Genomic DNA, 25,190 nt, shown 5'->3' on the forward strand with positions numbered 1-25,190 from the left:
TACCGGGGGTCACATGCAGGCGTCATCTTGATCGCTGCGTGCCGTCAGCACAAGACATGGGGCAGAGGTGATCCCGGTCGCTGGAGAGGCAACGGTGCCGGAGTGGCCCCCTTCAGCGGGCCGCGTCCGGGTGCAGATCACCGCCGAGGTGCGCCAGATCGCCGACATCACAGAGTTCACGGTGTGCGAGACCGATGGCCACCGTGCCCTTCCGCGCTGAACAGTAGGATTTCGATCATGAATGTAGATGGCTCTCGGCAATCCCGTGCTCTCCTGATCAACGGCACCGTAGGCGTGGGAAAGACGTCGGTGGCTGAGAGCGTGGGCAGTCTTCTCACCGATGCCGGAATACCCAATGCCGTCATCGACCTCGACTGGCTGCGTCAGGCCTGGCCCGCACCTTCCGGGGACCGTTTCAACTTCGGCATGATGCTGCGGAACCTACGCAGCGTGGCCGACAACTACCTCGCTGCCGGGGCAGCCCGACTGGTCCTCGCCGGTGTGATCGAGGACGTGGAGCAACGGCAACTGTGTGCCGAAGCGGTCGGCATTGAGCTCTCGGTGTGTCGGCTCACAGTCGACCTGCCCGTCAATCACCAGCGCCTGGTGCGGCGCCACGAGAACGAGCCCGAACTCTTGCGATGGCACTTGGACAGAGCCGGCGAACTGGCGGAGATCCTTGGCCGAGCAGCAGTTGACGACTTCACCGTCGACGCCACCACGAGCTCGGTGGGTGATGTCGCGGCCGGCGTGATCGACAAGGCCGGCTGGCTATGACTCAGTTTCTCTGTCTGCGTGAAATCTTGCCGGTCGGCAACGCCAGGCGGCGACTTCCCGAATCCCGTCCCGACCCTGCCGGTTGGGGGACGCGGCACGAGAAATTGATGCGTGCATGCGTGCATGGCAAGTAAGCCGGGAGGGAGTACGCCGGCCCTGCGCCGCTCCGTGTGGCTCCAGGCGCACGACGACGCTCTGCCCCTGCTCACGGAGCTGCTCGCCGAGCGATCCGGCGCCGTGGCGGACGACTTGCGAGTGAACATACACACAGCAACCCTCAACGGCGCGTTGCGCGCAGCGGCTGAGGAAGTCGCGGGCGGTACGCGGCCGACCCCGACGCGTCCGGCAGTGAAATCACCGCACGCCTCCTGGCCGCCATGCGCGCGGCGGCCGAAGGCCTGCCGTACCAGGTAGGTCTGACGCCGCGCTCGTCTTCGGCTGACCACGGGAGCCTGGAAGCAAGTCAGTCCTTCACCGCGCCCGCGGTCACACCCGCGGCCACGTAGCGCTGGGCAAGGATCAACAGGACCGCTGTGGGGATGGAGGCGACGACGGCGGTGGCCATGATCGCGTTCCACTCCTGGTTGTTGTTGCCGATGTATTTGTAGATCCCGAGGGTGATCGGCCTCAATTCGCCGCCGCCGTCCAGGGTGTTGGCGAAGACGAAGTCGGACCAGGCCCACAGGAAAGTGAAGAGCGAGACGGTGACCACGGCGTTGCGGCTCACCGGCAGGACGATCGACCAGAAGGTGCGCAGGGCGCCGGCGCCGTCGATGCGGGAGGCGGCGATCAGCTCGCCGGGGATGCCCGACATGAACGCGGTGAAGATCATGACGCCGAACGGCACGGCGATGGTGGAGTCCGCGATGATCAGGCCCCACCAGGAATTCAATATGCCGAGGTCGAGGAAGAAGCCGTAGAAGCCCATCGCCATGACGATGCCGGGGATCATCTGCGCGACCAGCAGGAACAGTCCGAGCACACCGCCACCGCGCCGGCGCAGCTTGGCCAGGGAGTAGCCGGCGGGGGCGGCCAGCAGGAGGGTGAGGGCGACCGTGCCGAGGCCGATGAGAAGACTGGTGCCGAGGTTCGGCATCTGGTCCTGCAGGACGGCCTCGTAGCCCTCGAAGGTGGGGTGCAGTGGAAACAGGTCGGGCGGGGACTTGCGCATGTCCTGTTGCGGGGTGAGGGAGACGTTGAGCATCCAGTACACCGGGAACAGCATCAGGGCGGTGAGAACGAGGCCGGTGAGGGTGTGACGGCGGGAGCCGGTGCGCGTCTTCACGCTTCCTGCCTCCTCTGTACGCGGATGTAGAGCAGCCCGAAGACGAGCGCGATGAGGATGAGGATGTTCCCGACGGCGGAGCCCGGACCGAACTTCGGCAGCAGGGTGCCGAATCCGAGCTGGTACGACCAGGTCGCGAGAGTTGAGGAGGCGTCCCCGGGACCGCCCTTGGTCATGATCCAGATCAGGTCGAAGACCTTGAGGGTGTAGACGAGGCCGAGGAGCAGTGTGATCGCCGAGACCGGTCGCAGTAGCGGGAACGTGATGCGCCGGAACTGCTGCCAGGCGCTCGCCCCGTCCAGCGCCGCGGCCTCGTACAGCTCGGTGGGGATGTTCTGCAGGCCGCTGTGGAGGATGACCAGGTTGAAGGGGATACCGATCCAGATGTTGGCGATGATCACCGAGGCCAGTGCCCAGTCGGGTGAGGTGAGCCAGCCGACCTGGCCCGCCCCGACCAGCTGGAGTGCGTAATTCACCACGCCCGATTCGCTGTTGAACATCCACGACCAGGTGGAAGCGGACACGATCAGCGGCAGCAGCCAGGGGACGAGGAACAGGGCGCGCAGCGTGGGTGCCAGGCGGAAGTGCCGGTTGAAGAAGACGGCGAGGGCGAGTCCGGCCACGTACTGGAAGGCGATCGACACGAACGTGAACGTCATCGTGTGACGCAGCGCCGGACCGAACTCGGGGTCGTCCAGGACCGCGCGGAAGTTGTCCCACCCGTTGAACGGGGCGTCGCCCGCGACGAAGGAGCGGACCGTGTAGTCGCGCAGGCTCAGGTCGAGGTTCCGGTACAGCGGATACAGGTAGAAGGCGACGAGGTAGGCGATCAGCGGGGCGACGAAGGCCAGTGCCGTCAGGCGGCTGCGGCGGCGGAGCGGGGCGGAGTCGTTCCGCCCGCCGCCACCGTGTGTTTTCCGTGCGGCCGGTCCCCGCTGCGGCAGGTCGACTCGGGCGATGGTCACGGTCGCCCTAGCCCTTCCGCGCGCTCGACTGAGCCGTGTCCAGCGCCTCCTTGGGGCTCTTGCCGCCCGAGAGCGCGGCCTGGACCGCTGTCCACATCGGCTGGGAGATGGTCGGGTACTTGACGCCGAGACCGCCGCTGGTGCGACCGCGTGCCGCGGCCACGGCGTCCACCCAGGGCCCCAGTTCCGGGCTCCGCTTCACCTGCTCGGCCTGGACGGCGGACGTGGGTGCCACGTAGGTCAGGGTGGTGTCGCTGGCGAGGAGGTTGGCGTCGCTGATCAGACAGGTGACGATCTTCTTGCTGACCTCGTAGCGCGCGGAGTCCTTCTGTACGGGCACGGTGACGAACTCGCCACCCGTCGGCACCGGAGCCGAACCGCCGTGCTGCCCGGGGATGTTGATGACCCCGTAGTCGAAGCCTGCCTCCTTGGCATTGGCGAGCTGCCACGTGCCGTTCTCGCCGAAGGCGTAGTCGCCCGTGGCGAACTCCTGCCAACTGGTCGTCTGGGTGTTCTGCAGCACGTCCTTGGGAGCGAGGCCGTTTTCCGTCCAGCTCTTCCACAGGGACAGCGCGGCCACACCCTTCGGCGAGTTCAGCTCGGTGAGTTCGGCGCCCGCGCCCCAGAACCACGGCAGGAACTGGAAGCTGCCCTCCTCCGTGTTGATCGCGGAGAAGGTGATGCCCTTCTTCCCGGCCGACTTGACCTTCTTGAGGGCCGCGGTGAGGGAGTCCCAGTCCTTGACCGAGGCGGGGTCGACGCCGGCGGCCGACAGGACCTTCTTGTTGTAGTAGAGGGCCAGGGTGTTCGCGCCGATCGGGATGCCGTACGCGGACTTGTCGACGGTGCCTGCGCCGATGATGTTCTTCTGGATGGACGAGGTGTCGAGGCGGAGGTCGGACGTCGTGTTGAGGATGTCCGCCTTGACGAGTGTGGAGACGACCGGGTTGTCCACCAGCATCACGTCGGGTGCGTTGCCCTGCTGGGCCGCGAGCAGCGCCTTGTTGCCGAGGTCGGTCGTGTCGTACGCGGTGCGCTTGACGGTGATTCCGGCCTTCGTTCCGCACTGGCTGACGCGTTTGCCCCAGGGGGAGGAGGCGTCGAACTGCGGGTACGGGTCCCAGAAGGTGTACGTCCCGTCGGCGGCGCCGGAGGATCCGGAGCTGCCGGAGCCGCCTGAGCAGGCGGTGAGCGACGCGAGGGTGCCGAGGGCAGCGAGCGTGGCGAGGAGGATGCGATGGGTCGGTATCACGGGGTGGCCTCGTTGTCGTAGAAGGGCTGGAAGGGGCGCGGCGCATCTGGGCGGGATGTCATGTGGTGGGCAGCCAGACGCGCATGCCGCCGTCCTCGCGGTTGGCCCAGGCGTAGTAGGGGATCGCGGTCAGCTCGACTGCTTCGCCGTCGTCCGGAGCGGGGTCGGCGTCCGCCGGGGTGTACGGCCACCAGCCCCGGTCCGCGGCGGTGCGCCGGCGGCCCGCGGTCACGACAGTGGTGACACCGCCGAGCAGGTCCGGACGGTGTTTCACGCCGAGCGGTCCTGTGGCGTCGAGGACGATGTCGTCCAGTCCGCCGGCGGGGTGGTCGACGCCTTCGAGGCAGTACACGAGCGGTCCGCGTTCGATGGCGACGCAGGCGCGTACGGAGTCGACGCGCGGGTCGGCCATGGTGAGCCGCGGCTCCAGACCGAGCTCGAGGACGACCCGGTCGCCCGGTGACCAGGTGCCTTCAAGGCGCAGCCAGCCGCCGTCGAGGGGAGCGTCCGTCTGGTCGTAGGCGCGCGAGCCGCACTTCACACGGAACTCGCGGCACCACGAAGGGATGCGCAGGGCGAGGGTCCAAACGCGGGCGGTAGGGGCTTCCTCGACGGTGAGCGCGACGGCGCCGTGCCACGGGTAGTCGGTCTCGCAGCGGACCGTGATGTCGCCTTCGCCGTAGCGGCCGGCGATGTACTGATGGATCTGCAGACCGGTGTCGTCGGCGCTGGCCAGGTAGTGCTCCATGCTGGCCAGCAGGCGCATGGCGTTGGGAGGGCAGCAGGCGCAGCGGAACCAGCGGGTGCGGCGGGCCGATTTGTCGCCTCCCTGGTCGGTGTGGCCGTCGCGGACTTGGAGCGGGTTGACGTACAGCCAGCGCTCGCCGTCGAGGGCGACCCCGGCGAGGAAGCCGTTGTAGAGGGTGCGTTCGATCAGGTCGGAGTAGCACGACTCACCGGTCAGCAGGGCCATGCGCCAGCTCCACTGGATGGAGGCGATGGCCGCGCAGGTCTCGCAGTAGGCACGCTCGTTGGGCAGTTCGTAGGGGTCACCGAAGTCTTCTTGGGCGTGGTGGGCGCCGAGACCGCCGGTGAGATGTGTCTTGGTGGTGGTCATCGCCCGCCACAACCGCGCCCCCGCGGCCCGGAGTTCGGCGTCCCCGGTCTCGGTTGCCAGATCGGCCGCGGCGGCCAGCAGGTACAACTGCCGTACGGCGTGGCCTTCCACGTTCGTCGCCCCGCGCAGCGGGACACGGTCCTGGCAGTAGACCTCGCCCCCGAGCAGGCCGTGGCCGTGCCGGTCGACGAAGTATCCGGCCAGGTCCAGGTAGCGGCGCTCACCCGTCTCCCGGTACAGCTCGACCAGGGCCGTCTCGACCTCGGGGTGGCCGTCGATCCCGTCGATGGGTTTGCCGCTGCCGGGCGGGCCGAAGACGGAGGTGAGGTGATCGGCGAACTTGACCGCGACGTCCAGGAGTTCGCAGCCGCCGGTGGCACGGTGATGCGCGACCGCGGCCTGGATGAGATGGCCCGCGCAGTACAACTCGTGGCCCCACCGCAGGTCCTCGTAGCGTCGGCCGTCCTTCACCAGCTGGAACCAGGTGTTGAGGTAGCCGTCGGGTTGCTGGGCTGCGGCGACGAGGGCGACGATCCGGCCGACCTCGCCGGCCAGCTCGACGCTGTGGGAACGGCCGAGCTGCCAGGCCGCCGCCTCCAGCCACTTGTACACGTCCGTGTCCACGAAGGGGTAGTCGCCCCGGAAAGCGCCGTCGATCGTTCCTGCCGCCAGCCGCAGATTGTGCAGGTTCCCGGCGGACTCGAGCAGTTCCGGCCCCTGGGGGATGGAGACATGCGCGTTGATCTCTTGGCGGGAGTACCAGAAGCCCGCCTCGATCGAGGCGTTGGCGGGGCGCCGTACGGCATTTGCACCCGGCCCGAGGCGGACAGGTCCCGACGCGGGCAGGGCGGAGCGTGAGCGGGGCATGGCTCTCCGGGGGTGAAGGGCGGGACAACTCGGTCGTGCGGTGGCTCTGGCGAGCGGCCTCATGCCGTGGCCCGCCGGGGTGCGTGGGGGAGACCGAAGATGGATGACGGGATCGCGACGCTGGTTTGAGCAACCCTTTTCTCGCCGAGAAGTACAGGGCAGCTCACGTGTCCGGTCAAGGCATGCAGCAAGAGTTTTCCGAGTTTCCCAGGGCTGGCGGATCCCTCTGCCCCCTGCCAGCATGTCGGGCGTACACATCCCTCGACGAAAAGGTTCACCCGTGACGTCTGCTCCAGGCTCCGCTGCGGCCGGCCGGGCCCGCCTCGCCGATGTCGCCGCCCTCGCCGGGGTCAGTGTCGGCACGGCGTCGAAGGCGCTGAACGGCGGAGGACGGATGCGCCCCGAGACGCGTCAGCGGGTGCTCCAAGCGGTGGAGGAGCTGGGATTCAGACCCAACCAGTACGCGCAGAGCCTGCACAGCGGCCGCAGTTGGACGGTCGGACTCATGACGACGGACGGCATCGGCCGGTTCAGCACGCCGGTCCTCCTGGGAGCCGAGGACGCTCTCGGCGCGGGCAAGATCTCCGTGCTGCTGTGCGACACCCGGGGCGACTCCATCCGCGAACAGCACCATCTGCGCAACCTCATGGACCGCCGCGTCGACGGCATCATCGTCACCGGACGCCGCACCGACGCCCGGCCCCCGCTGCCGGGAGTCGAATCCGTCCCCGTCGTGTACGCCCTCTCCCCTTCCACCGACCCCGCCGACACCTCCGTCGTCACCGACGACCGCGGCGGCGCCCGCCTCGCGGTAGAGCATCTGGTGGCCACCGGGCGTACGCGGATCGCTCACGTCACCGGGCCGCAACATCACGCCGCCGCCCGCGAACGGGCCCAGTACGCGGCCGAACAATTGGCGAACGCCGAACTTCAACTGTCCACCGGGCGAACCCACTTCGGGGAGTGGAGCGAGGCGTGGGGGCGCAGAGCTGCCGAAGCGGTGCTGCGCACGGCACCCGACACGGACGGCTTCTTCTGCGGAAACGACCAGATCGCTCGGGGAGTGGCGGACACGCTCCGTGAGCGCGGTGTGGGGGTCCCGACAGACGTCGCCGTCGTGGGCTACGACAACTGGCACACCATGGCACTGGCCAGCCGTCCGCCTCTCACCACCATCGACATGAACCTCGCCGAGATCGGCCGGATCGCCGCCCTGGAGCTTCTGCAAGCCATCGAGGCCGAGCCGCGACCGGGCGTGCACACGGTGCCGTGCCGCCTGATCGTGCGGGAGTCCAGTTGACCGCCTGCCAGGGGGCGGTTCCGAGCGGCCGCCTCAATGGCACCTGCGCGGCGGCGTCGCCACCCACCCAAAGGCCGGCAGGCCCGTGCGCACACATCGGGGCCCGAAGCACACGGCGCGCAACCCGGTGTCCTGAGATGAAGTGGGAACAGCCAGGTCCATACGGGGCCGCCGCCGCGTCCATCGGCTGCGGCGGCCGGGACACCGCCGCCGGGGCCAGGCGTTTGCACCGTCACGCCGAGGCGCAGTGAAGAGCAAGAAGGTCGATCAGCCGGCCGTCGTCGGCACCGCTGCCTGCTGGGCACCGCGTTGGTGCGCCGACCAAGGGAAAGGGCAATTGGCTCCATGGAGGAACAGACGCCCGCCGAGCAGGCCCTGAGCCGCTCATACGTCACCGCTGACGGACTCCGTTTCGGCGTCATCAAGTTGTCGGTCGAGCACCATCAAGACCGCCGCACGACGTTGACGTACCGGCTTACTGTGGGCCGCCGAGACCGCCCGGATGAGGGTTGGGAAGTCGCACTGCCCTGGGACGACAAGTCCTGGACGGATGTGCTCACCTCGCCCGCACCTCCTCCCGACCGACTGCAGCAGCTCGTACACCTCGTGCACACCCACCTGGAGGAGTGGTGGGACACGAAGGCGCACAACCGGCAATTGGCGAAGATGGGGCACCGACTTACCTGACCCCCACTCCCGCGAATGTCCCGCTTGGCTACCAGGGCCCTTGGGCGAGATGAACGAGGGATGGTCCGCTGCCCTCCCGGGTGGCGGACCATCGAGAGAACGCGTGGGGGCGTGGCGTGACTGCCTGGCCGTCGACCCCGACCTCGACGCCGGCGAGCTGATCCCCTGCGACACGTCCGGCCCCCGACTGCGCCTGTACCGGGTCACTGCGCTGCACACTGCTGTCATCTGGGGTCACCGCGACGTTGCTGCAGGTCAAGTCTGCGCCACGGTCTGAGGGACGTGAGGCACGTTGTGCCCACCCCAGATTCGGACGGGGCGGGTCTGAGGTGTGCCAGGGGCTGGGCCTGGCCGTCGAGGCGGATCCGTTTACGGAATCTTCCAGGAGAGCTGTCGGCCGACGTCTCAGGGGCTGGCCGCTGGATTGAAGCCGGTTCTCATGGTGAATTGCTCGGCCCTCCACGTTGCTGGTTGTGGAGAAACGCGTCTATGTGTGAATGCATAAAGGGGCCTGGCGGGGGCGATGTGTGTGCCGGTAGGTCAGGTCTGTGCCGGTCGGTGAGGGCGGGGCCCGGCGGATTGACGTACACCATTATTCATCGCATGATGAATAAGGGGACGGTCCAGCGTCACTGGACGGTCACCACAGGCAGGAAGGAACGCCATGCCGCTCGTCCTCGACCTCAGTTCCATTGACGCCACGATGCTGGAGACCGTGGGCGGCAAGGCCGCGAACCTCGGCGAACTGACCAGGGCCGGGCTGCCCGTGCCGCAGGGTTTCTGTGTGACCACAGACGCGTACCGGATGATCTCGGCCACGGACGGTCTCGCGGGCCTGCGGCCCGACAAGGCGAGGCGGCGGATTCTCGAGGCGACGGTGCCGGGGGAGTTGAGGGAGGCGATTGTTGCCGCGTACGCGGAACTCGGCGACGACGTGCCCGTCGCGGTGCGTTCCAGTGCCACCGCCGAAGACCTGCCGTTCGCGAGCTTCGCCGGGCAGCAGGACACATATCTCAACGTTGTGGGCGCGGCCGCCGTCGTCGAAGCGGTACGCCACTGCTGGGCATCGCTGTGGACCGACCGCGCGGTGAGCTACCGCGAGACCAACGGCATCGACCACGGCTCGGTCCACCTGGCCGTCGTCGTGCAGCGGATGGTGGCATCGGCGGTGTCCGGCGTGATGTTCACCGCGAACCCCGTCACCGGCAAGCGCGATCAAGTGGTCATCGACGCGAGCCCCGGCCTCGGGGAAGCCGTCGTCTCCGGGGCGGTCAACCCGGACCACTTCGTCGTAGAGGGAGCGGACGGAGCGGGCGGCCCAGACGGAGCGGTCGGCGGCGAGATCGTCGAACGGAGTTTGGGAGACAAGCGCTTCCTCATCTGCCCGCTGGCCGGTGGTGGCACGGAGAAGGTCGACATCGGCGAGAACCACGCGCCATGCCTCACGGACCGCCAGATCCTCGAACTCGCCGAACTCGGCGCCAAGGTGCAGGCCCACTACGGAAGTCCGCAGGACACCGAGTGGGCGATGGACGCGTGGGGCGAGCTGCACCTCACCCAGTCACGGCCCATCACCACGCTGTTCCCGGTGCCCGAACGCGCCGACGGCCACGACAGCTTCCACGTGTACTTCTGCTTCAGCCTCGCGCAGGGCCTGGAGCGGCCGATCACCCCGGCCGGGCTCGCCGCGCTCCGGGAGATCGCCCGGGCCGCCGGCCGGACCATTGTCGGTGACCCGAGGCCGGACGGCTACATCGAGTCGGCGGGCCGCGTCTTCATCGACCTCACCAACGTCCTGCGCAGTAGGACGGGAAGGGCCTTCTTCCCGCGCGTACTCGACGTCATGGAGGCACGCTCGGCACAGGTTCTGCGCGGCCTGTACGACGATCCGCGACTGTCCCTGACGCATACGTCACCATGGCCCGCGGTCAGGCGAGTGGCGCGCCTCGCCCGCAGGTTCCACGCCCCCTCCACCGCGCTGCGCGCCCTTGCCAACCCGGAGGCGGCGGTGCGGCGCGCACGGCGCACGGAGACGAAACTCCTGCAGACGGCCGAGAAGAAGTCCATCGAGGAAGCCCTGCGCGACTGCGTGGTCCCGGTGCTGCCCACGGTCGCCCCGACCGCCCTGGTGGGCTTCGCGATGCTGGCGCTCACCAGCAAGCTCGTCCGTGCGGAACCTGGCGAGCTGCAGACGCTTCTCCGTAGCCTGCCGAACAACGTCACCACCGAGATGGACCTCGACCTGTGGCACCTGGCGCGTGCGATCCGTGAAGACCGAGACGTGGTACGGGTGTTCCAGGACGACGACATCGAGGAGCTGGCGGCCCGCTATCGCGACGGCGAGTTGCCCGAGGCCGCGCAGCACGGCATCCGCGCCTTCCTGAACCAGTGGGGTCATCGCGCCGTCGCCGAGATCGACCTCGGTCTGCCGCGCTGGTCCGACGACCCCACATATGTCATCGGCGTCGTCCGCAACTATCTGCGCCTGGACGACGAACAGGCCCAGCCGGACGCGGTGTTCGCGCGCGGAGCGGCCGAGGCGGAGGCGATGATCGACCGGCTCGCGCGGCGCGCGAAGGGGCGCGGCCGCCTCGTCCGGTTCGCGTTGCACCGCACCCGGACGCTGGCCGGCCTGCGCGAGTACCCGAAGTACCTGGCGATCACGCTCTTCGGTGCCCTCCGAGAGCGCATCGCCGAGCGGGGGGCCGAACTACACGCACAGGGACGCATCGACGCCGCACAGGACGTCTTCTTCCTGGACTTCGAGGAGATGCGTGCGACGCATGCCGACCTGCGCCAGAGAGTCGCCGAGCGAAAAGCGGAGTACGAGCGGGAGATGCGCCGCAGGCACATCCCGCGCGTCCTCCTCTCCGACGGCACGGAACCCGAGGCGACACAGCACGCGCAGGCCACGCTCCATGCGCCCGGTGACCTGGTCGGCACCGCGGCGTCGGCGGGCGAGATCACCGGCCACGCGCGCGTAGTGACCGATCCGGTCGGAGCACACCTGGAGCCGGGCGAGATCCTGGTCACCCCGTCCACCGATCCGGGCTGGACCCCGCTGTTCCTGACGGCGGGGGGCCTCGTGATGGAGATGGGAGGGGCCAACTCCCATGGCGCCGTCGTGGCCCGCGAATACGGCATCCCGGCGGTGGTCGGCGTACGGGACGCGGTGGCACGGATCCGGACCGGCGACGTCATCACGGTGGACGGAAGCATCGGCGTGGTGAGGACGCACGACAAGGAGGCTGCGGGCTGCACCGGTCACGGGCGGTGATCGCGTCTTCCCGCGTCCCGGCGGCCGGAGGTGCTTGCCGCTTGGGGAGGCAATCGGCTGCTTCCGGTGCTCAGTATTGAGCTATAGAGGTCAGCGCGGACAGCCGTCGGTTGATGGTCCGCGGCGCCTTGCCCTGTGTTCCGTAGGAAGACAGTTCCGCTCTGCGAGCTCCACGTGGATCTGGCCCAACGGCGTCCTTTCACGGGGGAGGGCCGGGCCACGGACCGGCTTGTTCGTGCACGATGCGGTGCCGTACGAGGCGTAAGCCGTCACGCCGGAAATGACTGAGTATCTGAACCAACGCGGCTGTCGGGGGCGCCCGGTGATGCGCGTCGTTCCTTGAGGGCTGCGCACGCGTACCGGCCGTGGGCTTCGACTCCCGCCGTCCCGGCCGGAGTCGACGGCTACAAGCCTGGCCTGGTCGCACCGTCTCCTACACTCACGGGATGAACAGTCACACATGCACCCAGTGCAGCACCGTCGGTCTGGTGGAGGGTTTCGTCGAGGACGCCGGCCAGAACTCACGCGGGTACGCGCGCTGGATCGAGGGAGCGTTGGAGCGGGGGATTCTCGGGGGTGCCAAGCGGATGGGCCGACGCCGACGACAGATAGAGGCGTTCCGCTGCCCCAAGTGCGGGCACCTCGAGCTGTTCGCCACGGGCGAGGTGTAGTTGGCCCTCGCTGTCCTGAGCTCCACTACAGGTGGTCGTGCGCCGCCGCCATCCAGGCTCCGGGGGTCGCGTCCGCGGGAGTGATGTATCGACGGCCACTCGGTGATCTCTTCTTTGAGGCTATGCGGTGATTTCGGTGGGCAGGGCGGTGTCGTCGGTCTCTGACTCGATCGGATGGAAGCGGGTCTTGGCGTTGGGCGGGACGGCGTTCAGTCCGGACGGCCGCACCCTCGCCTTGGGCACCCAGGACAGGTCCAGCTCTGGGCGCCCCGTACCTGAGCCATGTGCCGGGCCGCCCGTCATCGAGGCGAACCGGAGACCCAGCCTGCATGCGCTCATTGAGCCGAGGTGACCTGGTCGGCTTCCGTCGAGTGTTCGGCACGGGACGAGGCGACCACCTCCGAGCGTCGGGTGTCCCGGTCCATGAGGCCTCCCGTGAAGGCGAGGCCCAGGCCGGCCAGGGCGAGAGCCGCGCCGACCAGGTTGGGCGAGGTCCAGCCCCAGCCCGCCGAGATGGCCAGGCCGCCGAGCCAGGCACCGCCCGCGTTGGCGAGGTTGAATGCGGAGTGGTTGGAGGCTGCCGCCATCGTCGGAGCGTTCTGCGCCTTGGCCATGAGCAGCATCTGGACGGGCGTGGTGATGAGGGAACCCATCGCACCGATGAAGGCGATCGTCACCAGGGCGGGCACGGTGCTGTGGACGGTGAAATAGAACGTCACCAGCGCCGCGGCGAGCAGAGCGAGCCCCGCGTACAGCGTCGGCCTCAGGGCGCGGTCCGTGAGCGGGCCTGCGATCACCGTGCCGAGCGTCATGCCGACGCCGTAGAGCGCGAGGACCAGTGTGGTGGAGGAGTCGGAGATGCCCGTCACGTTCGTGAGCATGGGCACCAGGTAGCTGTAGACGGCGAAGAACCCGCCGAACCCGACGACGGCCGTGGCCAGGCCGATCGCGACCTGTTTGTTGCCCATCGCCCGTAGTTCGTGCCGGATGCCGGACTGCCGGCCGCGTGGCTGGTGGGGAACGAAGAGGGCCAGCGAGGCGAGGGCGATGATGCCGATGACGGCGACCGCCCAGTAGGCGGACCGCCAGCCCAGGTGCTGCCCGAGGGCCGTACTCGCCGGCACACCGATGATGTTCGCAATGGTCAGCCCGAGGAACATCTTGGAGACGGCACGGGCGGCCCGTTCGGGGGCGACCAGCCGTGATGCGACGACGGCGCCCACACCGAACAGCGCTCCGTGCGGCAGGCCGGCCAGAAAGCGCGCGGCGAAGAGCAGTCCGAAGCTGGGAGCGAGCGCGGACGCGATGTTGCCGACCACGAACAGTCCGGACAGGAGCAGTAGCAGCCGCTTGTGGGGAACGCGCGCGCCGATGCCCGTCAGCACGGGGGCGCCGACGACGACACCGAGCGCGTAGGCCGATACGAGGTTGCCGGCATGCGGCACGGATACGCCGATGCCGTGAGCGATCTGGGGCAGCAGCCCCATCGTGGCGAACTCGGTCGTGCCGATGCCAAATGCGACAACAGCAAGGGCCAGTAGGGCCAGCGGCATGGTGCAGGAGACCTTTCGAAGACAGCGGTCCATGAGCGGATGCGTGTGGATGGGACCGGGAGAGTCTCCCACCCGGTGGTCTTACGTGGTGAGCGCCATGGGCCGGCGCCACCTTGGATCAGGGATGGGCAGGGATGAGCCCAGAAGGCTCAGCAGTGGGAAGGACCCGTGCATTCCAAGATCGACCAGAACGTGTCAGTGACCTCCGTCACCCGATATCGCCCGTCCTGTTGTGTACTGCTGCTGCCCGTCGCCCTTCGATCGGTACCGCTCCCCCGAGGAGTGCGTGTGCAGGCGGCTGCCGTTTGGGGTCGGGCCAACGGGGGCGCTCGCTGATGCCTGGGACGGTCCGCTCGGCCCGATGCCGGGTTCCACTCCGGCGCGGCGCACACCCGCGCGGGGCGGATGCGATGACGACGTCCAGGCCGACTCCGGCTGCCCGTCCTGACGGACTCACGGCGTGCGGTGGCGGCTTCACCTACGTCTCGGGTCCCCCGCCTCCATCGACGGCGCCACACCAGCCGCGGCTGCGGCCGAGTCGACGATCCACCCGGATTCTGGGCTGTCGATCCGGCCGGGGCATCCGCCCCCACGGGTGCATACGCGACCAAAGGTGTCCTGCCGCACACATCCGGCGGCTACGACCCGAACAACCTGTCAGGCACCCACGTTCACGGCTGGGACGCCTTCGAGGTGTACTCCGACACCGACCCGTCAACCGGGCAGCCATAGTGAACCGCCCGGAGCTCAGCGTTTCGGGAAGAGCGGCTGTTCACGGCTCGGAGAACACGACCATTCCGGTGGCACCGTCGTGCCCCGTGTCGGCCTCATCGGCCCGTACACCAGACTTCACACGGATCAGGGCCGCGCAGCTGTTGCTGCGCGGCCCTGATCGCGTACCGCCCAAGACGCGGCCACCGTCACCTGAAGGCCCGCTGTTGCGGTGAACAGCTGGACCTGCCCGGGGGCTGCCGTACGCTCCGGCCGCGGTCGGGAAGGTCAGGCGAGGTTGATGTTCTCGGCCTGGGGGCCCTTCTGGCCCTGGGTGACGTCGAACGTCACGGCCTGGCCTTCCTGGAGCTCACGAAAGCCCGAGGAGTTGATCGCGGAGTAGTGGGCGAACACGTCCGCGCCGCCGCCGTCCTGGGCGATGAAGCCGAACCCCTTCTCCGCGTTGAACCACTTCACAGTTCCCGTAGCCATGTCTCATGCCTTCCAGTCGATGAACGCCTCCCGCAACGTACGGAAGGCGGAGGTGATCGCCCTGGTTCCTGCGGCACAGCACAACGCCCACGCCGAAGACGTGGGCGAAGGGAACTTCCGAACCATGACAGCTGACGCAGACGCTACACGTCCGCACGCCCTGTCAGCATAGGAAACGACCCACGTGTCGCACCTGACGTGGTGTGGGGGCGCCCCTCCGGTACGCGGCGGGGCGCCTTGTCTCAGGCCGTGGGCGGGCCGGACGATTCGGCGGCGCGGCGGTATTCGGCGTTGATGCGCTGGGCCTCTTCGAGCTGGTCTTCGAGAATGACGATGCGGCAGGCGGCCTCGATGGGCGTGCCCTGGTCGACGAGCTCGCGCGCGGGCGGCGATGCGCAGTTGGTAGCGGGAGTAGCGTCGGTGGCCGCCCTCGGAGCGCAGCGAGTTGATGAGTCGGGCTTCACCGATAGCGCGGAGAAAGCCCGCAGGCCCATCCCGCCCTCGCACAGGTCCGCGACCAGGGACTTGAGCGCCATTGACCTGGCGACACACCACCGGGAAGTTGCGGGTGGTCGCCGTCCGAGTCCGGCCAGAACTGCGACCGTCAGCACGGCACCGTCGGGCAATGGGACTGTGGGAGCGGCGCCGCCAAAGCACACGCGCGAGCCTGCGGCCTGCGGTTCTTTTGCGTGTGTCAGGCGGTGGACGGGCAGACGGGCAGACGGGCATTCGCTACAGGGCCGGCGCGGTCCCCGCCGGCCCTGTAGCGGTGGCAGCAGATGGCGTGTTGGTCGTCGGGAGCGAGTGCTGTGGCACCGTCGAGAATTCCTGACGCTCGCATCACGCCCGGCGCAGAGCCGACGGTGCCTTCGGCGCCGCGACCCGGGGACCGATGTCCTGCCCTGACGAGCGCGTTGTGCACGGCGCACGCCTTTCGCCGAGGGTGGGTGTGCGCAGTGCACGCGTGTGGAAGACGGCCGATGTCTATGGTGCCGCCACCCCTGAACCCGGGGGCCGTAGCCTGAGCAGGCCGGAAGGACTACCGATGAGCACCATGAGAGATGCGGGCCGAGGCGCCATGCCCGGCGGGGTCGGGGCGGGGACGGCGGACCGCCCCGTCGGCGCGTGGTTCGAGAGCATGCCTTTCGGACGGGCCCATCTCCTTGCCGCCGCCGCCCTTTTCATGGCATTCGTGATCGAGTCGTGGGAACAGTTGGCGCTCGTGTACGTGTCGGGGGATCTCGGTGGCGCCTTCGGTATCGACGAGTCCGCGATCGGCTGGGCCCTGTCCGCGGTAGCACTGGGCATGATCCCGGGCAGCCTGGTGTGGGGTCCGGTCTCCGACCGGATCGGGCGGCGCTCGGTCTGCCTGTGGTCGCTTGCCGCGTACGGAGTCGTCGCACTGGCCAGTGCCTTCTCGCCCAACTTCACCGCGCTCATGGTGACGCGGTTCGTGTCCGGCCTGGCGCTCGCCGGCATCTACACGGTGACGTTCCCCTACTTCCTGGAGCTGCTTCCGTCCCGGCTGCGTGGCCGTGCGGCCGTCTATCTGTCCATCGGTTGGCCCATCGGTGTCCTGCTTGCCGTCGGCGTGACCCAGGCCCTGGGTGATCTCGGCTGGCACGTTGTCGCCATCGCCAGTGGGCTGGCCGGACTGTGGGTGTTCGCCATCAGGGCCTGGGTCCCGGAGTCGCCGTACTGGCTCGCGGAGCAGGGCCGGCACCGGGAGGCGGCCGACGTGCTGCGCCGGCTCGGGGCCGAGGTGCCCGAAGGCACGGTCTTCGCCTCCGCCCCCGCGGCCGAGGCCCGTGCGGGCCGACCGGTCGATCTGTTCCGTGGACCGCTGCTCCGGGTGAGCCTGCTCATGCTCGTCGTCAACTTCGCCTTCAACTGGGGCTATTGGGGGCTGCAGACCTGGCTGCCCACCTTGTTGCAGGACAAGGGGCTGAGCATGTCGGCGAGCCTCGGGTTCGTCGCGCTGAGCGCCGTGTTCATGATTCCGGGGTATGTCTCGGCGTCTTGGCTGACGGGTCGCTACGGCCGCAAGAAGGTCTTCCTGCCGTACGTCGCCCTCGCCGCGGTCTCCGGCGTGGCCTTCGCATACGCGGACACCCTCACGGCCATGTACGTGGCCAACTTCGCCCTGTCGTTCTTCTGCCTCGGTGCCTGGGGTGTGTGGAACACCTGGAACGGCGAGTTCTACCCGACCGCGCTACGGGCCACGGGCTACTCGTGGGCGACCGCGGCCCAGCTCGGAGCCACCTCGCTCGCGCCGTCCGTGGTCGGCTTCCTGCTGGCCCGTGCGACGGGCTCCTCGTCCACGATCCTGTTCATCATGGCTTTCCTCGCCGTCGCCCTGGTCTGCGCCGCTCCGCTTCCGGAGACCGAGGGCAAGGACCTGGAGTAGCCGAGCGGACTCGGCTCGCCGCCGACGGGGCGAATGGGAAGATGACCAGGTGAGACTCGGAGTCGATGTGGGACGTGCGACAACCGCGGTTGTCCTCACCGACGCCGCGGGCCAGGTCATCGGCGAGGCGCTGGCCGACAGCGCGCCGACGACGGCGGTGAGCCTGCGCCGGGCACTGGCCCGGCTCGGCCCGCCCCCCGGCCCGGTCCGGGCCGTCGTCGTGGTCTGCGACCTGGCGCGCCGCCCCTTCGTTCCCCGCCGGGTCGCGGCGCTGCGGATCTCCCCCGACTCCCACCCGGCGCTCGGTCCGTTCGTCGGGTGGCCCCGGAAGGCTCGGGCCGCCGTGGCCGGGCCGTACCAGGCCGTGGCCGGCGGCAGTTCCGTTACGGGACAGCCACTGGCCGTGCTCGACCGCCGGGCCACGGCCGACTTCGCGCACCGTGCGCGCGCGGCCGGCGTCACGGCCTTCGCTGTCTGCGCGGCGGGTGCCCCGGCCGCGCCCGGGCCGGAACTGGAAGCCGCCGGAATCATCGCCGAGAACGTCCCGGACGCGGCCCTCAGCCTCTCGCACGAGATCGGCTCCCTGGGGCTGCGTGAACGAGAGAACGCGACGGTTCTGAACGCGGCACTCGGCGGCTGGGCCGACGAACTCGTCCAGGACTGCCGACGGGCCCTGCGTTCCGCCGGGATCGACGCCCCCTTGCTGTTCGCCCGGGACAGCGGGGGACTGGTGTCCGCCGACTACTTCCGCAGGCATCCGGTCATCGCGACCTCGCCCGCCTCCCCCTGTGCCGCCCGCGGAGCTGCGCTGCGCACCGGCAGTGAGCAGGCCGTTGTGGTGGACGTGGGTGCCGGCTCCGTGCGCTGTCTCACCGTCGTCGACGGTGAGCCCGTGCGACACGAGCGACCGTATGCGGGCGCCCTGGGCGTACGGGTTCAGCTCGGCGCCCCGGACGTGACCGAGGTGGCGCAAGAGGCCGCCGACGAGATCCACGCAGTCGTCGCGCGGCTGGGGGAGCAGGTGCCGGGAGCGCCCGTGATCCATACCGGCGGCCGTGCCGAAGTCTTCGAAGCCGTGAGCGGACCGGAGGGCCAGTTCGACGCGGCGCGGCACGCCGCCCGCGCCGACTGCCGCGCCGAGATCGAGCACATCGTATCGGCGGCCGGCCGCGCCGAGCTGGACCACCTGTTGGACGCCGCCCGCGGCCACGCCCTGTCGCTTGCCATCGCGGCCGGCGCCGCCCCTGCCACCGTGCAGGTGCGGACGCTCACCCACGCACCGGTCGCCTACCTGCCCGCCGGAGTGCACCGTGTGACGGTGCAGGCTGCAGGCGAACCCTTCACGGACGTGCCCTCATGACGGCCGTGCCGGACCGGCTGATCGGACCGGACGAACTGGAACGCCTGGCCGTCGGCGCGCGCGTGCTCGCTGCCGGGACCGAGGAGTCCGCGTACCAGGTGGCCCTCGACTGGGCCGCCGCCGAACTGGCCGCTCACGGCCCGGTACCCCTGCTCGCCGCCGACCGGATCGAACCCGCGGGCCTGTGCGTCGCTGTGACCCTGGCCGGGGCGTCCGCCGCACTCGCCGAACTACTGCCCACCGGCGATGAGCCGGTGCGCGCCGTGCGCGCCGTGGAACGGATCACCGGCCGCATGGCCGAAGCTGTGGTGCCGCTCAACACCGCCGCGGAGAACGCCCTGATCGCCCTCGCCACGGCGGCCCGCTGCGGACTGCCCCTGGTCGACGGCGACGGCTGTGGACGCGTGCTGCCGCTGATCGAACAGACCGTGTTCACCCTGGCGGGCGTCAATGCGGCGCCAGTCGCCCTGGCCACGCCCGGCGGCGACGTCATCACGGTCGAGTCGGCGCGCACCAGCGTGGAGGACGTCGTCCGCCCCCTGGTGCTGGCCGCGGGAGGCTGGGCGGTCGTCGCCGGATACCCCATGGATGGCGCGGCCCTGGCGCGCTCCCTCGTGCGGGGCACGGTCAGCCGGGCCATCGAGGTCGGGTCCCTGGAGGGCCCCGCGCGCTTCGCCGCGTGGCGGCCGCGTCGTCTGTGCCGGGGCAGGCTTGTCGCCCTGGAACCGTCCCCGGGACCGTACGGCCCGCAGGGCGCCGGTGTGCCGGTCCCTCTGCCGTCACGGCCGACCAGTGTCCTGGTCGACGAGGAGGACGGGCTGCGGCGGCGGTTCCGACTGGAGGCCCACAACGAAGTGTTGCTGGTACTCGCCGACGGTGCGGTCGTCGCATCCGCACCCGATCACATCCTGCTGGTCGCCGGTGCCGACGGCCGCGTGCTCGACGTGGAACGTGCCGTGCCCGGACTCACCGTCGAGGTGGTCGTGATCGAGGCGGCGCCCGCCTGGCACACCACCCGAGGCCGCGCGCTGGCCGGAGCGATCGGAGCACTGCCATGAGCCGCCCGCTGACGTTGGTTGAGCTCCTGCGGCACGGCCCGCTGCCCGAGGTGGCGGTGCACGGTCCCACCGACCTGCCCGCGGAGATCCTTTCCGTACGGATCGTGGACCGTGTCGAGTCGCTCGAGGCGCTGCAGCCCGGTACCGCCGTGGTGCTGGTCGGGCATGCCGCCTCGGCTGCCTGGACCGTGGAGATGGCGCTGCGCAAGTCGTGGGAGCAGGCGGCGGCCTGCGTCGTGGTCCCGCCAGGACCGGTCCGTGCGGGCTCGGTGGCCGAACTGGCCGGCCGTCTGGGCGTTCCGCTCCTCGTGGTCGAGGGCGACCCGCTGGACACCGCCGTACTCCTGGCGTCGGCCGTGGCCCGGCCCGAAGCGGGCCGCACCGCGCTGACGGCCCGGGCCGCCCAGCGGATCGCCCGGGCGGGGCACCGGCCGACCCCCGTGCTCGCCGCCCTGCACGACGTGTTGCCCCGCACCTCGGTGGCGCTCACCGGCCCGTCCGGTGCCGTCCTCGCCGGCCGGGCGTCCGCCCTGCGTACCGAGGCCGACTCCGTGAGCGTCCGTGTACCGGTGTCCGATCCCGACGGCGGGCAGCTGGCCGTCCTGACGGCGCGGTCGCAGTCCCGTGCTCCCGACTGGACCACGACGATGACGGAGGTCCTCGAACTGGCCGTCGCTCCGCTGACCGCCTGGGCGGCCGGTGAACGGGTCACAGTGGAGCGCTCCGCACGTGCGGCCTCGTCCCTGCTGCGCACACTCCTCGAGCGGTACGCACCCGAGGCGGGCCTGCGGCCCACGCCCACGGATCCGTCCGAGACGGTCACGGATTCCGGGGACATCGGACCGGACCCTGTCCTGAGCTCGGCGGTGGCGCTGGGATGGGCGACGAACGGCCCCTTCGTCGCCTGTGCGCTGCGGCCCGACGCCGCCCCTGCGGCCGACGCGGGGTCACTGCTCGCACCGTGGTGGGAGCGTGACGGGATCGGTGGTCCGCTCGTGACGTACCGAGGCGTCCTGGTTTCCTGGCGCACGCTCACCGGCGAAGGACCAGCGGCCGACGCCTTCGCGGCTGCCGAACGGCGACTGGCCGCGGTAGTCTCCGGGGCCGCCGGGCCCTGGCCGGTGGCCGCGGCCGTCGCGGGCCCGATCGACTCGCTCGCCGGGCTGAGGGCCGCCCTCGACGACGCCGTCGCGGCCGCGGGTATCGCCAGGCCGGGAACGGTCGTGCGCGCGGACCGAGCGGGCCCGGCCCAGCTGCTCGCCGCACTGCCCCGGGAGTCCTTGCGCCGACCGGCCGCGGCGCTGCTCGCTCCGCTGCTGGCCGCCGACCGCGACGGCGTGCTGCTGCGGACCCTGGCCGTCCTGCTCGACTTCGGCGGCGCCCCGTCGGCGGCGGCCGCCCGTCTCGGGGTCCACCGCAACACGGTGACGGCGCGGCTGGAGCGGCTGCGCGCTCTGGGCTGCGATCTGGAGGACCCGGAGCTTCGCCTCCCGCTGCATCTGGCGTGCCAAGTACTGCTCGACGAGGACACATGACGAACGGCGGCGCCGTGCGGGAGAGCGCATACTCCCCGCCCGGCGCCGCCGTTCGTCCACCGGTCCTCGCACGGGTCAGTGCGTGTACCGCTCCCGGGCGTGGTCGACGGTGAGCACTCCCTGCCGAATGTCCTGCGCCACCGCCCCTGTGGCACGTTCGGACGCCGGACCATAGCCGCCGCCCCCGCCGCTCTCGCACCGCAGGACGTCACCGTCGCGCACCGGCAGCGCGTTCGCCTTCAACAGCGAACGGGCCTCTGGCCCGCCTGGGTTGAGAGTCACGCGAGGCGCCGCTCCGTCCTCGCCGCCGAACAGCCCCCACGCCGGCGTGACCGACCGTTCCCACCACAGGGACAGGTTCTGGTCGGCGGTGAAGCGGTACTCGCGGACCACGCCGTTGCCGCCCCGTGTACGGCCGGGACCCGCGGAGTCGGGACGTACCGCGTACTGCTCCACCCGCACAGGGAACAGCGTCTCGAGAACCTCCACGGGCATGTCCCGCAGCGACCCGTTGACGTTGTTGATCAGACAGGTCTCGCCGTCGCCGTGCTCCCAGGCGCCCCAGCCGCCGACCGTCGCCTCCTGGGAGACGAACAGCTTTCCGCTGCGCGGGTCGAGGCCGGTGAACTGCACGATCATGGAGTCGCCGTACGAAGCCGCCGCGGCCCGGTCCGGCATCGCCGGAGCCAGGGCTTTGACCACCAGGTCTATGACGAGGCCGAGGTGTGAGTAGTAGTACTGGCAGGCGGCCGGTTCGACGGCGGCCAGCATGGAGCCGGGCCGGGTCACGACCTCAAGAGGGTCGAACGAGCCGCCGTTCAGAGGTACTTCACCGCTGACCAGGAGCTTGTAGCCGACGCGGCAGGCTGCGACGGTCTGTGCCGCACCGCAGTTCACCGGGCCGGTCGCCTGATCGGCGCAGTCGGTGACGTCCATGACCATGTGCTCGCCGTCGATGGTGACGCGCACGGTGACGTGCAGGGGAGTGCCGAGGTCGATGCCGTCGTTGTCGAGCCGGCCCGTGGCCTCGTACACCCCGTCGGGGATGACGGCGATCTGCGCGCGCTCCAGTTGCCTGGTCTGCTCGAAGATGGCGTCCCGCGCGGCGGCGAGCGTTTCGATGCCCCAGCGCTCGACGATCTCCGCGAGCCGCCGGGCCCCGGTGAGCGCGCAGGCTACCTGGGCACGCATGTCACCGAGCGTGGGCTGCGGGAACCGCACCTGTCGTGCGATCAGATCCTGCGTCAGCACACACGGCTCGCCGCCCTCGTAGATCTTCAACGGGCCCATGCGCAGGCCCTCCTGATAGATCGTGGTGGAGTCCATGGAACCGCCGGGATCCTTGGATCCCATGTCGATCCAGTGGGCGCGGGAGGCCGCGAAGCCGACCAGCTCGCCGCTGACGTGGATGGGCGCGTAGACGGTGACGTCGTTCAGGTGTGTACCGCCGATGTACGAGTCGTTGAGCACCCACACGTCACCCTCGCGCCAGACGCCCCGGCCGTACATGCGCTCGGTGGCACGGGTGCATTCCTCCAGGTTGCCCAGGAAGATCGGCAGACCCGACGACTGGCCCAGAACGTGGTGGTCCCGGTCGAGCAGGGCGACGGCGCAGTCCTTGGCCTCGTAGATCGTCGGGGTGTACGCCGAGCGGATCAGCGTGGTGTTCATGTCCTCCGCCGCCTGGAGCAGGGCGCAGCGGATGATCTCCGTGGTGATGGGGTCGATGACGGTACCGGCAGGGGAGTTCACGCGGCGCCTCCGAGCTTGATGACGAGGAAACCGTTCATGTCGACGGTGACGAGCGCGTCCGGCGGGACGACGGTGGTGGAAGTGGCCTCGACGACGATCGCCGGGCCGGGGAACTGCTCGCCCACGGGCAGATGCTCACGCCGGAGCACGGGGGTCTCGTACGTCTCCCCGCCGAAGACGACGGGCTTGGTGCCCCCGGCCCGCGGGGCGTCGTCCGCCTCCGGGGCGTACGGCCGCGTCTCCTGCACGGGCGGCGCGCCGAGCGCGGTCGTGCGCAGGGTGACGAACTCGATCGGTGCCTGCGGCGTGGCATGCCCGTAGCGACGCTCGTGCTGTGCGGCGAAGCGGGCGGACACCGTCGCGAGGAAGCCGTCCGTGAGCGGCTCGGCCGCGCCCGTGAGCGGCACGGTCAGCGTGTAGTCCTGGCCCTCGTACCGCATGTCCACGGCGTGCTCGACCGCCCGGCGCTCGGCGGGGACGCCCTGCTCGTCGAGAGCGGCCAGTCCCCGTGCCTCCAGACCGGCGAGGGCCGAGGCCATGGCAGAGCTGTCGAGCGCGTGGCCCGGGGTGAAGAACTGCCGGGTCAGGTCGCGGCGCACGGCGGTGCCGAGCATCCCCCACGCGGAGAACGCCCCGGGGAACAGCGGCACCACGACCTCCTCGACGCCCAGCTCCCGTGCGATCTCCACGGCGTGCATGGGGCCCGCGCCACCGAAGGCGAGGAGGGTGAACTCCCTTGGCTCGCGCCCATGTTCCACCGTCAGCGTGCGGATCGCCTGCGCCATCTTCGCGTTGGCGACATCACAGATGCCGCCGGCGAGGGCGACCGGGTCCAGGGCCAGCTCAGCGGCCAGGTCGCCCATCGCGGCACGGGCGGCCGTGATGTCCAGGGTCATGTGACCGCCGGCGAACCAGTCCGGGTCGACACGGCCGAGCACAGCGTTGGCATCGGTCACGGTGGGACGGGTGCCGCCGCGTCCGTAACAAGCGGGTCCGGGCACGGCGCCCGCCGACTCGGGGCCCACCCGCAGGCCGCTCGCCTCCGCGTAGGCGAGCGAGCCGCCACCGGCACCGATCGTGTGCAGGTTCACCAGCGGGATCAGTACAGGGAAGCCGTCGGCGGTGCCCTCGTTGGAGATGTCCGGCCGCCCGTCGAGGACCAGCGACACGTCGAAGGACGTGCCGCCCATGTCGACGCAGATGGCGTTCTTCCGGTTCAGCAGGTTCGCCGCCGCGACGCCGCCCATGGTGCCGCCGACCGGCCCGGACAACAGTGTCTGGAGTGGGTGCGAACGGGCGAACGAGGCGTTGACGACACCGCCGGACGACTGCATCACCTGCACCGGAACGCCGAGGCCGCGCCCGCTGAACCGCTCCTCGATGTGGCCCAGGTAGCTGCGCACTACCGGGCCGGTGTAGGCATCCAGAACGGCGGACGAGGTCCGCTCGTACTCGCGCCACTCGCCTGCGACGTCGTGCGAGAGAACCACCATCACATCGTCGCCGAGCTCCTCACGCAGGATCTCGCCGGCGCGCAGCTCATGCCGGGGGTCGACGTAACTGAACAGGAAGGAGACCGCCACCGCCGTGTACTCCTCGGCCCGCACCCGCCTGGCTGCCGCGCGGACGGCGTCTTCGTCCAGCGGCCGCAGTTCGGTGCCCTGCCAGTCGAGTCGACCGCCGGCCTCCGCGGTGGAGTACCGGTCCACCAGCGGGACCGGCTTGCGGTAATGGAGGTCGAACATGCGGTCCCGGTTGCCACGGGCGATGTGGTAGACGTCCCGCATCCCTTCGGACATGAGCAGCAGCACCTTGGCACCCTTGCGCTCCAGGAGCGCGTTGAGGCCCTGCGTGGTGCCGTGCACGAAGAAGGAGATGGCGCCGGGATCGGACACGGCCCGTCCCAGTGAAGCGAAGACGCCCGCCGCCAGATCCCCCGGCGTCGTCGGGGCCTTCGCCGCGAAGTAGGTGCCGCGCGTCTCGTCGTACGCGACGACGTCAGTGAAAGTGCCACCGATGTCCATGGCCACCCGGTATGTCATGCCGCCTCCCGGCTGTTTCGGGGAATGGGCAGAAGCTAATCGGATGGATCAGGACGCCGTCTGTGCGCGGCGCATGGTCCGA

The 25,190-nt window shown here is 69.9% G+C and carries 19 protein-coding genes and 2 pseudogenes; 11 read left to right on the forward strand and 10 right to left on the reverse strand.

The features are described 5' to 3' along the window. Positions 1 to 94 precede the first annotated feature (94 nt). The 3 genes and pseudogenes from OG758_RS45290 to OG758_RS45300 form a co-directional block, all read left to right on the forward strand. Positions 95 to 220 (forward strand): hypothetical protein, encoded by a 126-nt coding sequence (locus OG758_RS45290; protein WP_326715258.1) that lies wholly within the window; start codon positions 95 to 97, stop codon positions 218 to 220. A 17-nt stretch (positions 221 to 237) separates the two neighbouring features. Beyond that, positions 238 to 777, forward strand: coding sequence for a hypothetical protein (locus OG758_RS45295; protein ID WP_326715259.1), 540 nt, complete (start codon positions 238 to 240; stop codon positions 775 to 777). 162 nt (positions 778 to 939) lie between these two features. Next, a pseudogene (locus OG758_RS45300) lies at positions 940 to 1,184 on the forward strand (TetR family transcriptional regulator); the annotation flags it as partial. A 56-nt stretch (positions 1,185 to 1,240) separates the two neighbouring features. Here OG758_RS45300 and OG758_RS45305 read toward each other — a convergent pair. From OG758_RS45305 to OG758_RS45320, 4 genes are read right to left on the reverse strand one after another with little or no spacing between them, the layout of a single operon-like run. After that, positions 1,241 to 2,062 (reverse strand): carbohydrate ABC transporter permease, encoded by an 822-nt coding sequence (locus OG758_RS45305; RefSeq protein WP_326715260.1) that lies wholly within the window; start codon positions 2,060 to 2,062, stop codon positions 1,241 to 1,243. Continuing rightward, a complete protein-coding gene (locus tag OG758_RS45310) occupies positions 2,059 to 3,027 on the reverse strand; it encodes a carbohydrate ABC transporter permease (protein ID WP_326715261.1) in 969 nt (322 codons plus the stop codon). The genes OG758_RS45305 and OG758_RS45310 overlap by 4 nt, the downstream gene beginning before the upstream one ends. Positions 3,028 to 3,034: 7 nt before the next feature. After that, positions 3,035 to 4,279, reverse strand: coding sequence for a sugar ABC transporter substrate-binding protein (locus OG758_RS45315; protein ID WP_326715262.1), 1,245 nt, complete (start codon positions 4,277 to 4,279; stop codon positions 3,035 to 3,037). A 58-nt stretch (positions 4,280 to 4,337) separates the two neighbouring features. Then, positions 4,338 to 6,263 carry a glycoside hydrolase family 127 protein gene (locus tag OG758_RS45320; RefSeq protein ID WP_326715263.1) on the reverse strand — a complete coding sequence of 642 codons (1,926 nt, stop codon included), beginning with the start codon at positions 6,261 to 6,263 and terminating at the stop codon, positions 4,338 to 4,340. Between the two features lie 280 nt (positions 6,264 to 6,543). On the opposite strand from OG758_RS45320, the gene OG758_RS45325 reads away from it, so the two are divergent. The 4 genes from OG758_RS45325 to OG758_RS45340 all read left to right on the forward strand — a co-directional run bounded on the left by OG758_RS45325 (position 6,544) and on the right by OG758_RS45340 (position 12,198). Further along, the gene (locus tag OG758_RS45325; RefSeq protein ID WP_326715264.1) at positions 6,544 to 7,563 is read left to right on the forward strand and encodes a LacI family DNA-binding transcriptional regulator; all 1,020 of its coding nucleotides are present in this window, start codon (positions 6,544 to 6,546) and stop codon (positions 7,561 to 7,563) included. 345 nt (positions 7,564 to 7,908) lie between these two features. Further along, on the forward strand, positions 7,909 to 8,250 hold the full coding sequence (locus OG758_RS45330) for a hypothetical protein (protein WP_326715265.1): 342 nt from the start codon (positions 7,909 to 7,911) through the stop codon (positions 8,248 to 8,250). A gap of 664 nt (positions 8,251 to 8,914) precedes the next feature. After that, positions 8,915 to 11,527, forward strand: coding sequence for a PEP/pyruvate-binding domain-containing protein (locus OG758_RS45335; RefSeq protein WP_326715266.1), 2,613 nt, complete (start codon positions 8,915 to 8,917; stop codon positions 11,525 to 11,527). Positions 11,528 to 11,973: 446 nt separating this feature from the next. Then, complete coding sequence (locus OG758_RS45340; RefSeq protein WP_326715267.1) at positions 11,974 to 12,198, forward strand: hypothetical protein; 225 nt, start codon at positions 11,974 to 11,976, stop codon at positions 12,196 to 12,198. 120 nt (positions 12,199 to 12,318) lie between these two features. Here the strand turns inward: OG758_RS45340 and OG758_RS45345 are convergent, their stop codons facing one another. The 4 genes and pseudogenes from OG758_RS45345 to OG758_RS45360 all read right to left on the reverse strand — a co-directional run bounded on the left by OG758_RS45345 (position 12,319) and on the right by OG758_RS45360 (position 15,461). Next, complete coding sequence (locus OG758_RS45345) at positions 12,319 to 12,537, reverse strand: hypothetical protein (protein ID WP_326715268.1); 219 nt, start codon at positions 12,535 to 12,537, stop codon at positions 12,319 to 12,321. Next, positions 12,534 to 13,751, reverse strand: a complete 1,218-nt coding sequence (locus tag OG758_RS45350) for an MFS transporter (RefSeq protein WP_326715269.1) — start codon at positions 13,749 to 13,751, stop codon at positions 12,534 to 12,536. Before OG758_RS45350 ends, OG758_RS45345 begins: the two co-directional genes overlap by 4 nt. Positions 13,752 to 14,750: 999 nt before the next feature. Then, positions 14,751 to 14,954 (reverse strand): cold-shock protein, encoded by a 204-nt coding sequence (locus tag OG758_RS45355; protein WP_266571304.1) that lies wholly within the window; start codon positions 14,952 to 14,954, stop codon positions 14,751 to 14,753. 242 nt (positions 14,955 to 15,196) lie between these two features. Then, positions 15,197 to 15,461, reverse strand: a pseudogene (locus tag OG758_RS45360) (MerR family DNA-binding transcriptional regulator). Positions 15,462 to 15,999: 538 nt separating this feature from the next. Here OG758_RS45360 and OG758_RS45365 point away from each other — a divergent pair. From OG758_RS45365 to OG758_RS45380, 4 genes are all read left to right on the forward strand, one after another. Next, positions 16,000 to 17,361: an MFS transporter gene (locus tag OG758_RS45365; protein ID WP_326715270.1), complete on the forward strand. Its 1,362-nt coding sequence runs from the start codon at positions 16,000 to 16,002 to the stop codon at positions 17,359 to 17,361. A 67-nt stretch (positions 17,362 to 17,428) separates the two neighbouring features. Further along, positions 17,429 to 18,721 (forward strand): hydantoinase/oxoprolinase family protein, encoded by a 1,293-nt coding sequence (locus OG758_RS45370; RefSeq protein ID WP_326715271.1) that lies wholly within the window; start codon positions 17,429 to 17,431, stop codon positions 18,719 to 18,721. Then, a complete protein-coding gene (locus tag OG758_RS45375; protein WP_326715272.1) occupies positions 18,718 to 19,779 on the forward strand; it encodes a DUF917 domain-containing protein in 1,062 nt (353 codons plus the stop codon). The genes OG758_RS45370 and OG758_RS45375 overlap by 4 nt, the downstream gene beginning before the upstream one ends. Then, the gene (locus tag OG758_RS45380) at positions 19,776 to 21,314 is read left to right on the forward strand and encodes a PucR family transcriptional regulator (RefSeq protein WP_326715273.1); all 1,539 of its coding nucleotides are present in this window, start codon (positions 19,776 to 19,778) and stop codon (positions 21,312 to 21,314) included. The genes OG758_RS45375 and OG758_RS45380 overlap by 4 nt, the downstream gene beginning before the upstream one ends. A gap of 75 nt (positions 21,315 to 21,389) precedes the next feature. Here the strand turns inward: OG758_RS45380 and OG758_RS45385 are convergent, their stop codons facing one another. Then, the gene (locus tag OG758_RS45385; protein ID WP_326715274.1) at positions 21,390 to 23,066 is read right to left on the reverse strand and encodes a hydantoinase B/oxoprolinase family protein; all 1,677 of its coding nucleotides are present in this window, start codon (positions 23,064 to 23,066) and stop codon (positions 21,390 to 21,392) included. Further along, the gene (locus tag OG758_RS45390) at positions 23,063 to 25,108 is read right to left on the reverse strand and encodes a hydantoinase/oxoprolinase family protein (protein ID WP_326715275.1); all 2,046 of its coding nucleotides are present in this window, start codon (positions 25,106 to 25,108) and stop codon (positions 23,063 to 23,065) included. Before OG758_RS45390 ends, OG758_RS45385 begins: the two co-directional genes overlap by 4 nt. Positions 25,109 to 25,190 lie beyond the last annotated feature (82 nt).

Origin of the sequence: Streptomyces sp. NBC_01474 (assembly GCF_035918215.1) — a bacterium.
Taxonomy (GTDB): Bacteria; Actinomycetota; Actinomycetes; order Streptomycetales; family Streptomycetaceae; genus Streptomyces; species Streptomyces aureus.

Bases quoted from the DNA above. Each gene is read 5' to 3' on its own strand.
- OG758_RS45295 (WP_326715259.1), top strand. From the start codon at position 238: ATGAATGTAGATGGCTCTCGGCAATCCCGTGCTCTCCTGATCAACGGC.
- OG758_RS45320 (WP_326715263.1), bottom strand. From the start codon at position 6,263: ATGCCCCGCTCACGCTCCGCCCTGCCCGCGTCGGGACCTGTCCGCCTC.
- OG758_RS45330 (WP_326715265.1), top strand. From the start codon at position 7,909: ATGGAGGAACAGACGCCCGCCGAGCAGGCCCTGAGCCGCTCATACGTC.
- OG758_RS45335 (WP_326715266.1), top strand. From the start codon at position 8,915: ATGCCGCTCGTCCTCGACCTCAGTTCCATTGACGCCACGATGCTGGAG.
- OG758_RS45340 (WP_326715267.1), top strand. From the start codon at position 11,974: ATGAACAGTCACACATGCACCCAGTGCAGCACCGTCGGTCTGGTGGAG.
- OG758_RS45345 (WP_326715268.1), bottom strand. From the start codon at position 12,537: ATGAGCGCATGCAGGCTGGGTCTCCGGTTCGCCTCGATGACGGGCGGC.
- OG758_RS45350 (WP_326715269.1), bottom strand. From the start codon at position 13,751: ATGCCGCTGGCCCTACTGGCCCTTGCTGTTGTCGCATTTGGCATCGGC.
- OG758_RS45355 (WP_266571304.1), bottom strand. From the start codon at position 14,954: ATGGCTACGGGAACTGTGAAGTGGTTCAACGCGGAGAAGGGGTTCGGC.
- OG758_RS45365 (WP_326715270.1), top strand. From the start codon at position 16,000: ATGAGCACCATGAGAGATGCGGGCCGAGGCGCCATGCCCGGCGGGGTC.
- OG758_RS45375 (WP_326715272.1), top strand. From the start codon at position 18,718: ATGACGGCCGTGCCGGACCGGCTGATCGGACCGGACGAACTGGAACGC.
- OG758_RS45380 (WP_326715273.1), top strand. From the start codon at position 19,776: ATGAGCCGCCCGCTGACGTTGGTTGAGCTCCTGCGGCACGGCCCGCTG.
- OG758_RS45390 (WP_326715275.1), bottom strand. From the start codon at position 25,108: ATGACATACCGGGTGGCCATGGACATCGGTGGCACTTTCACTGACGTC.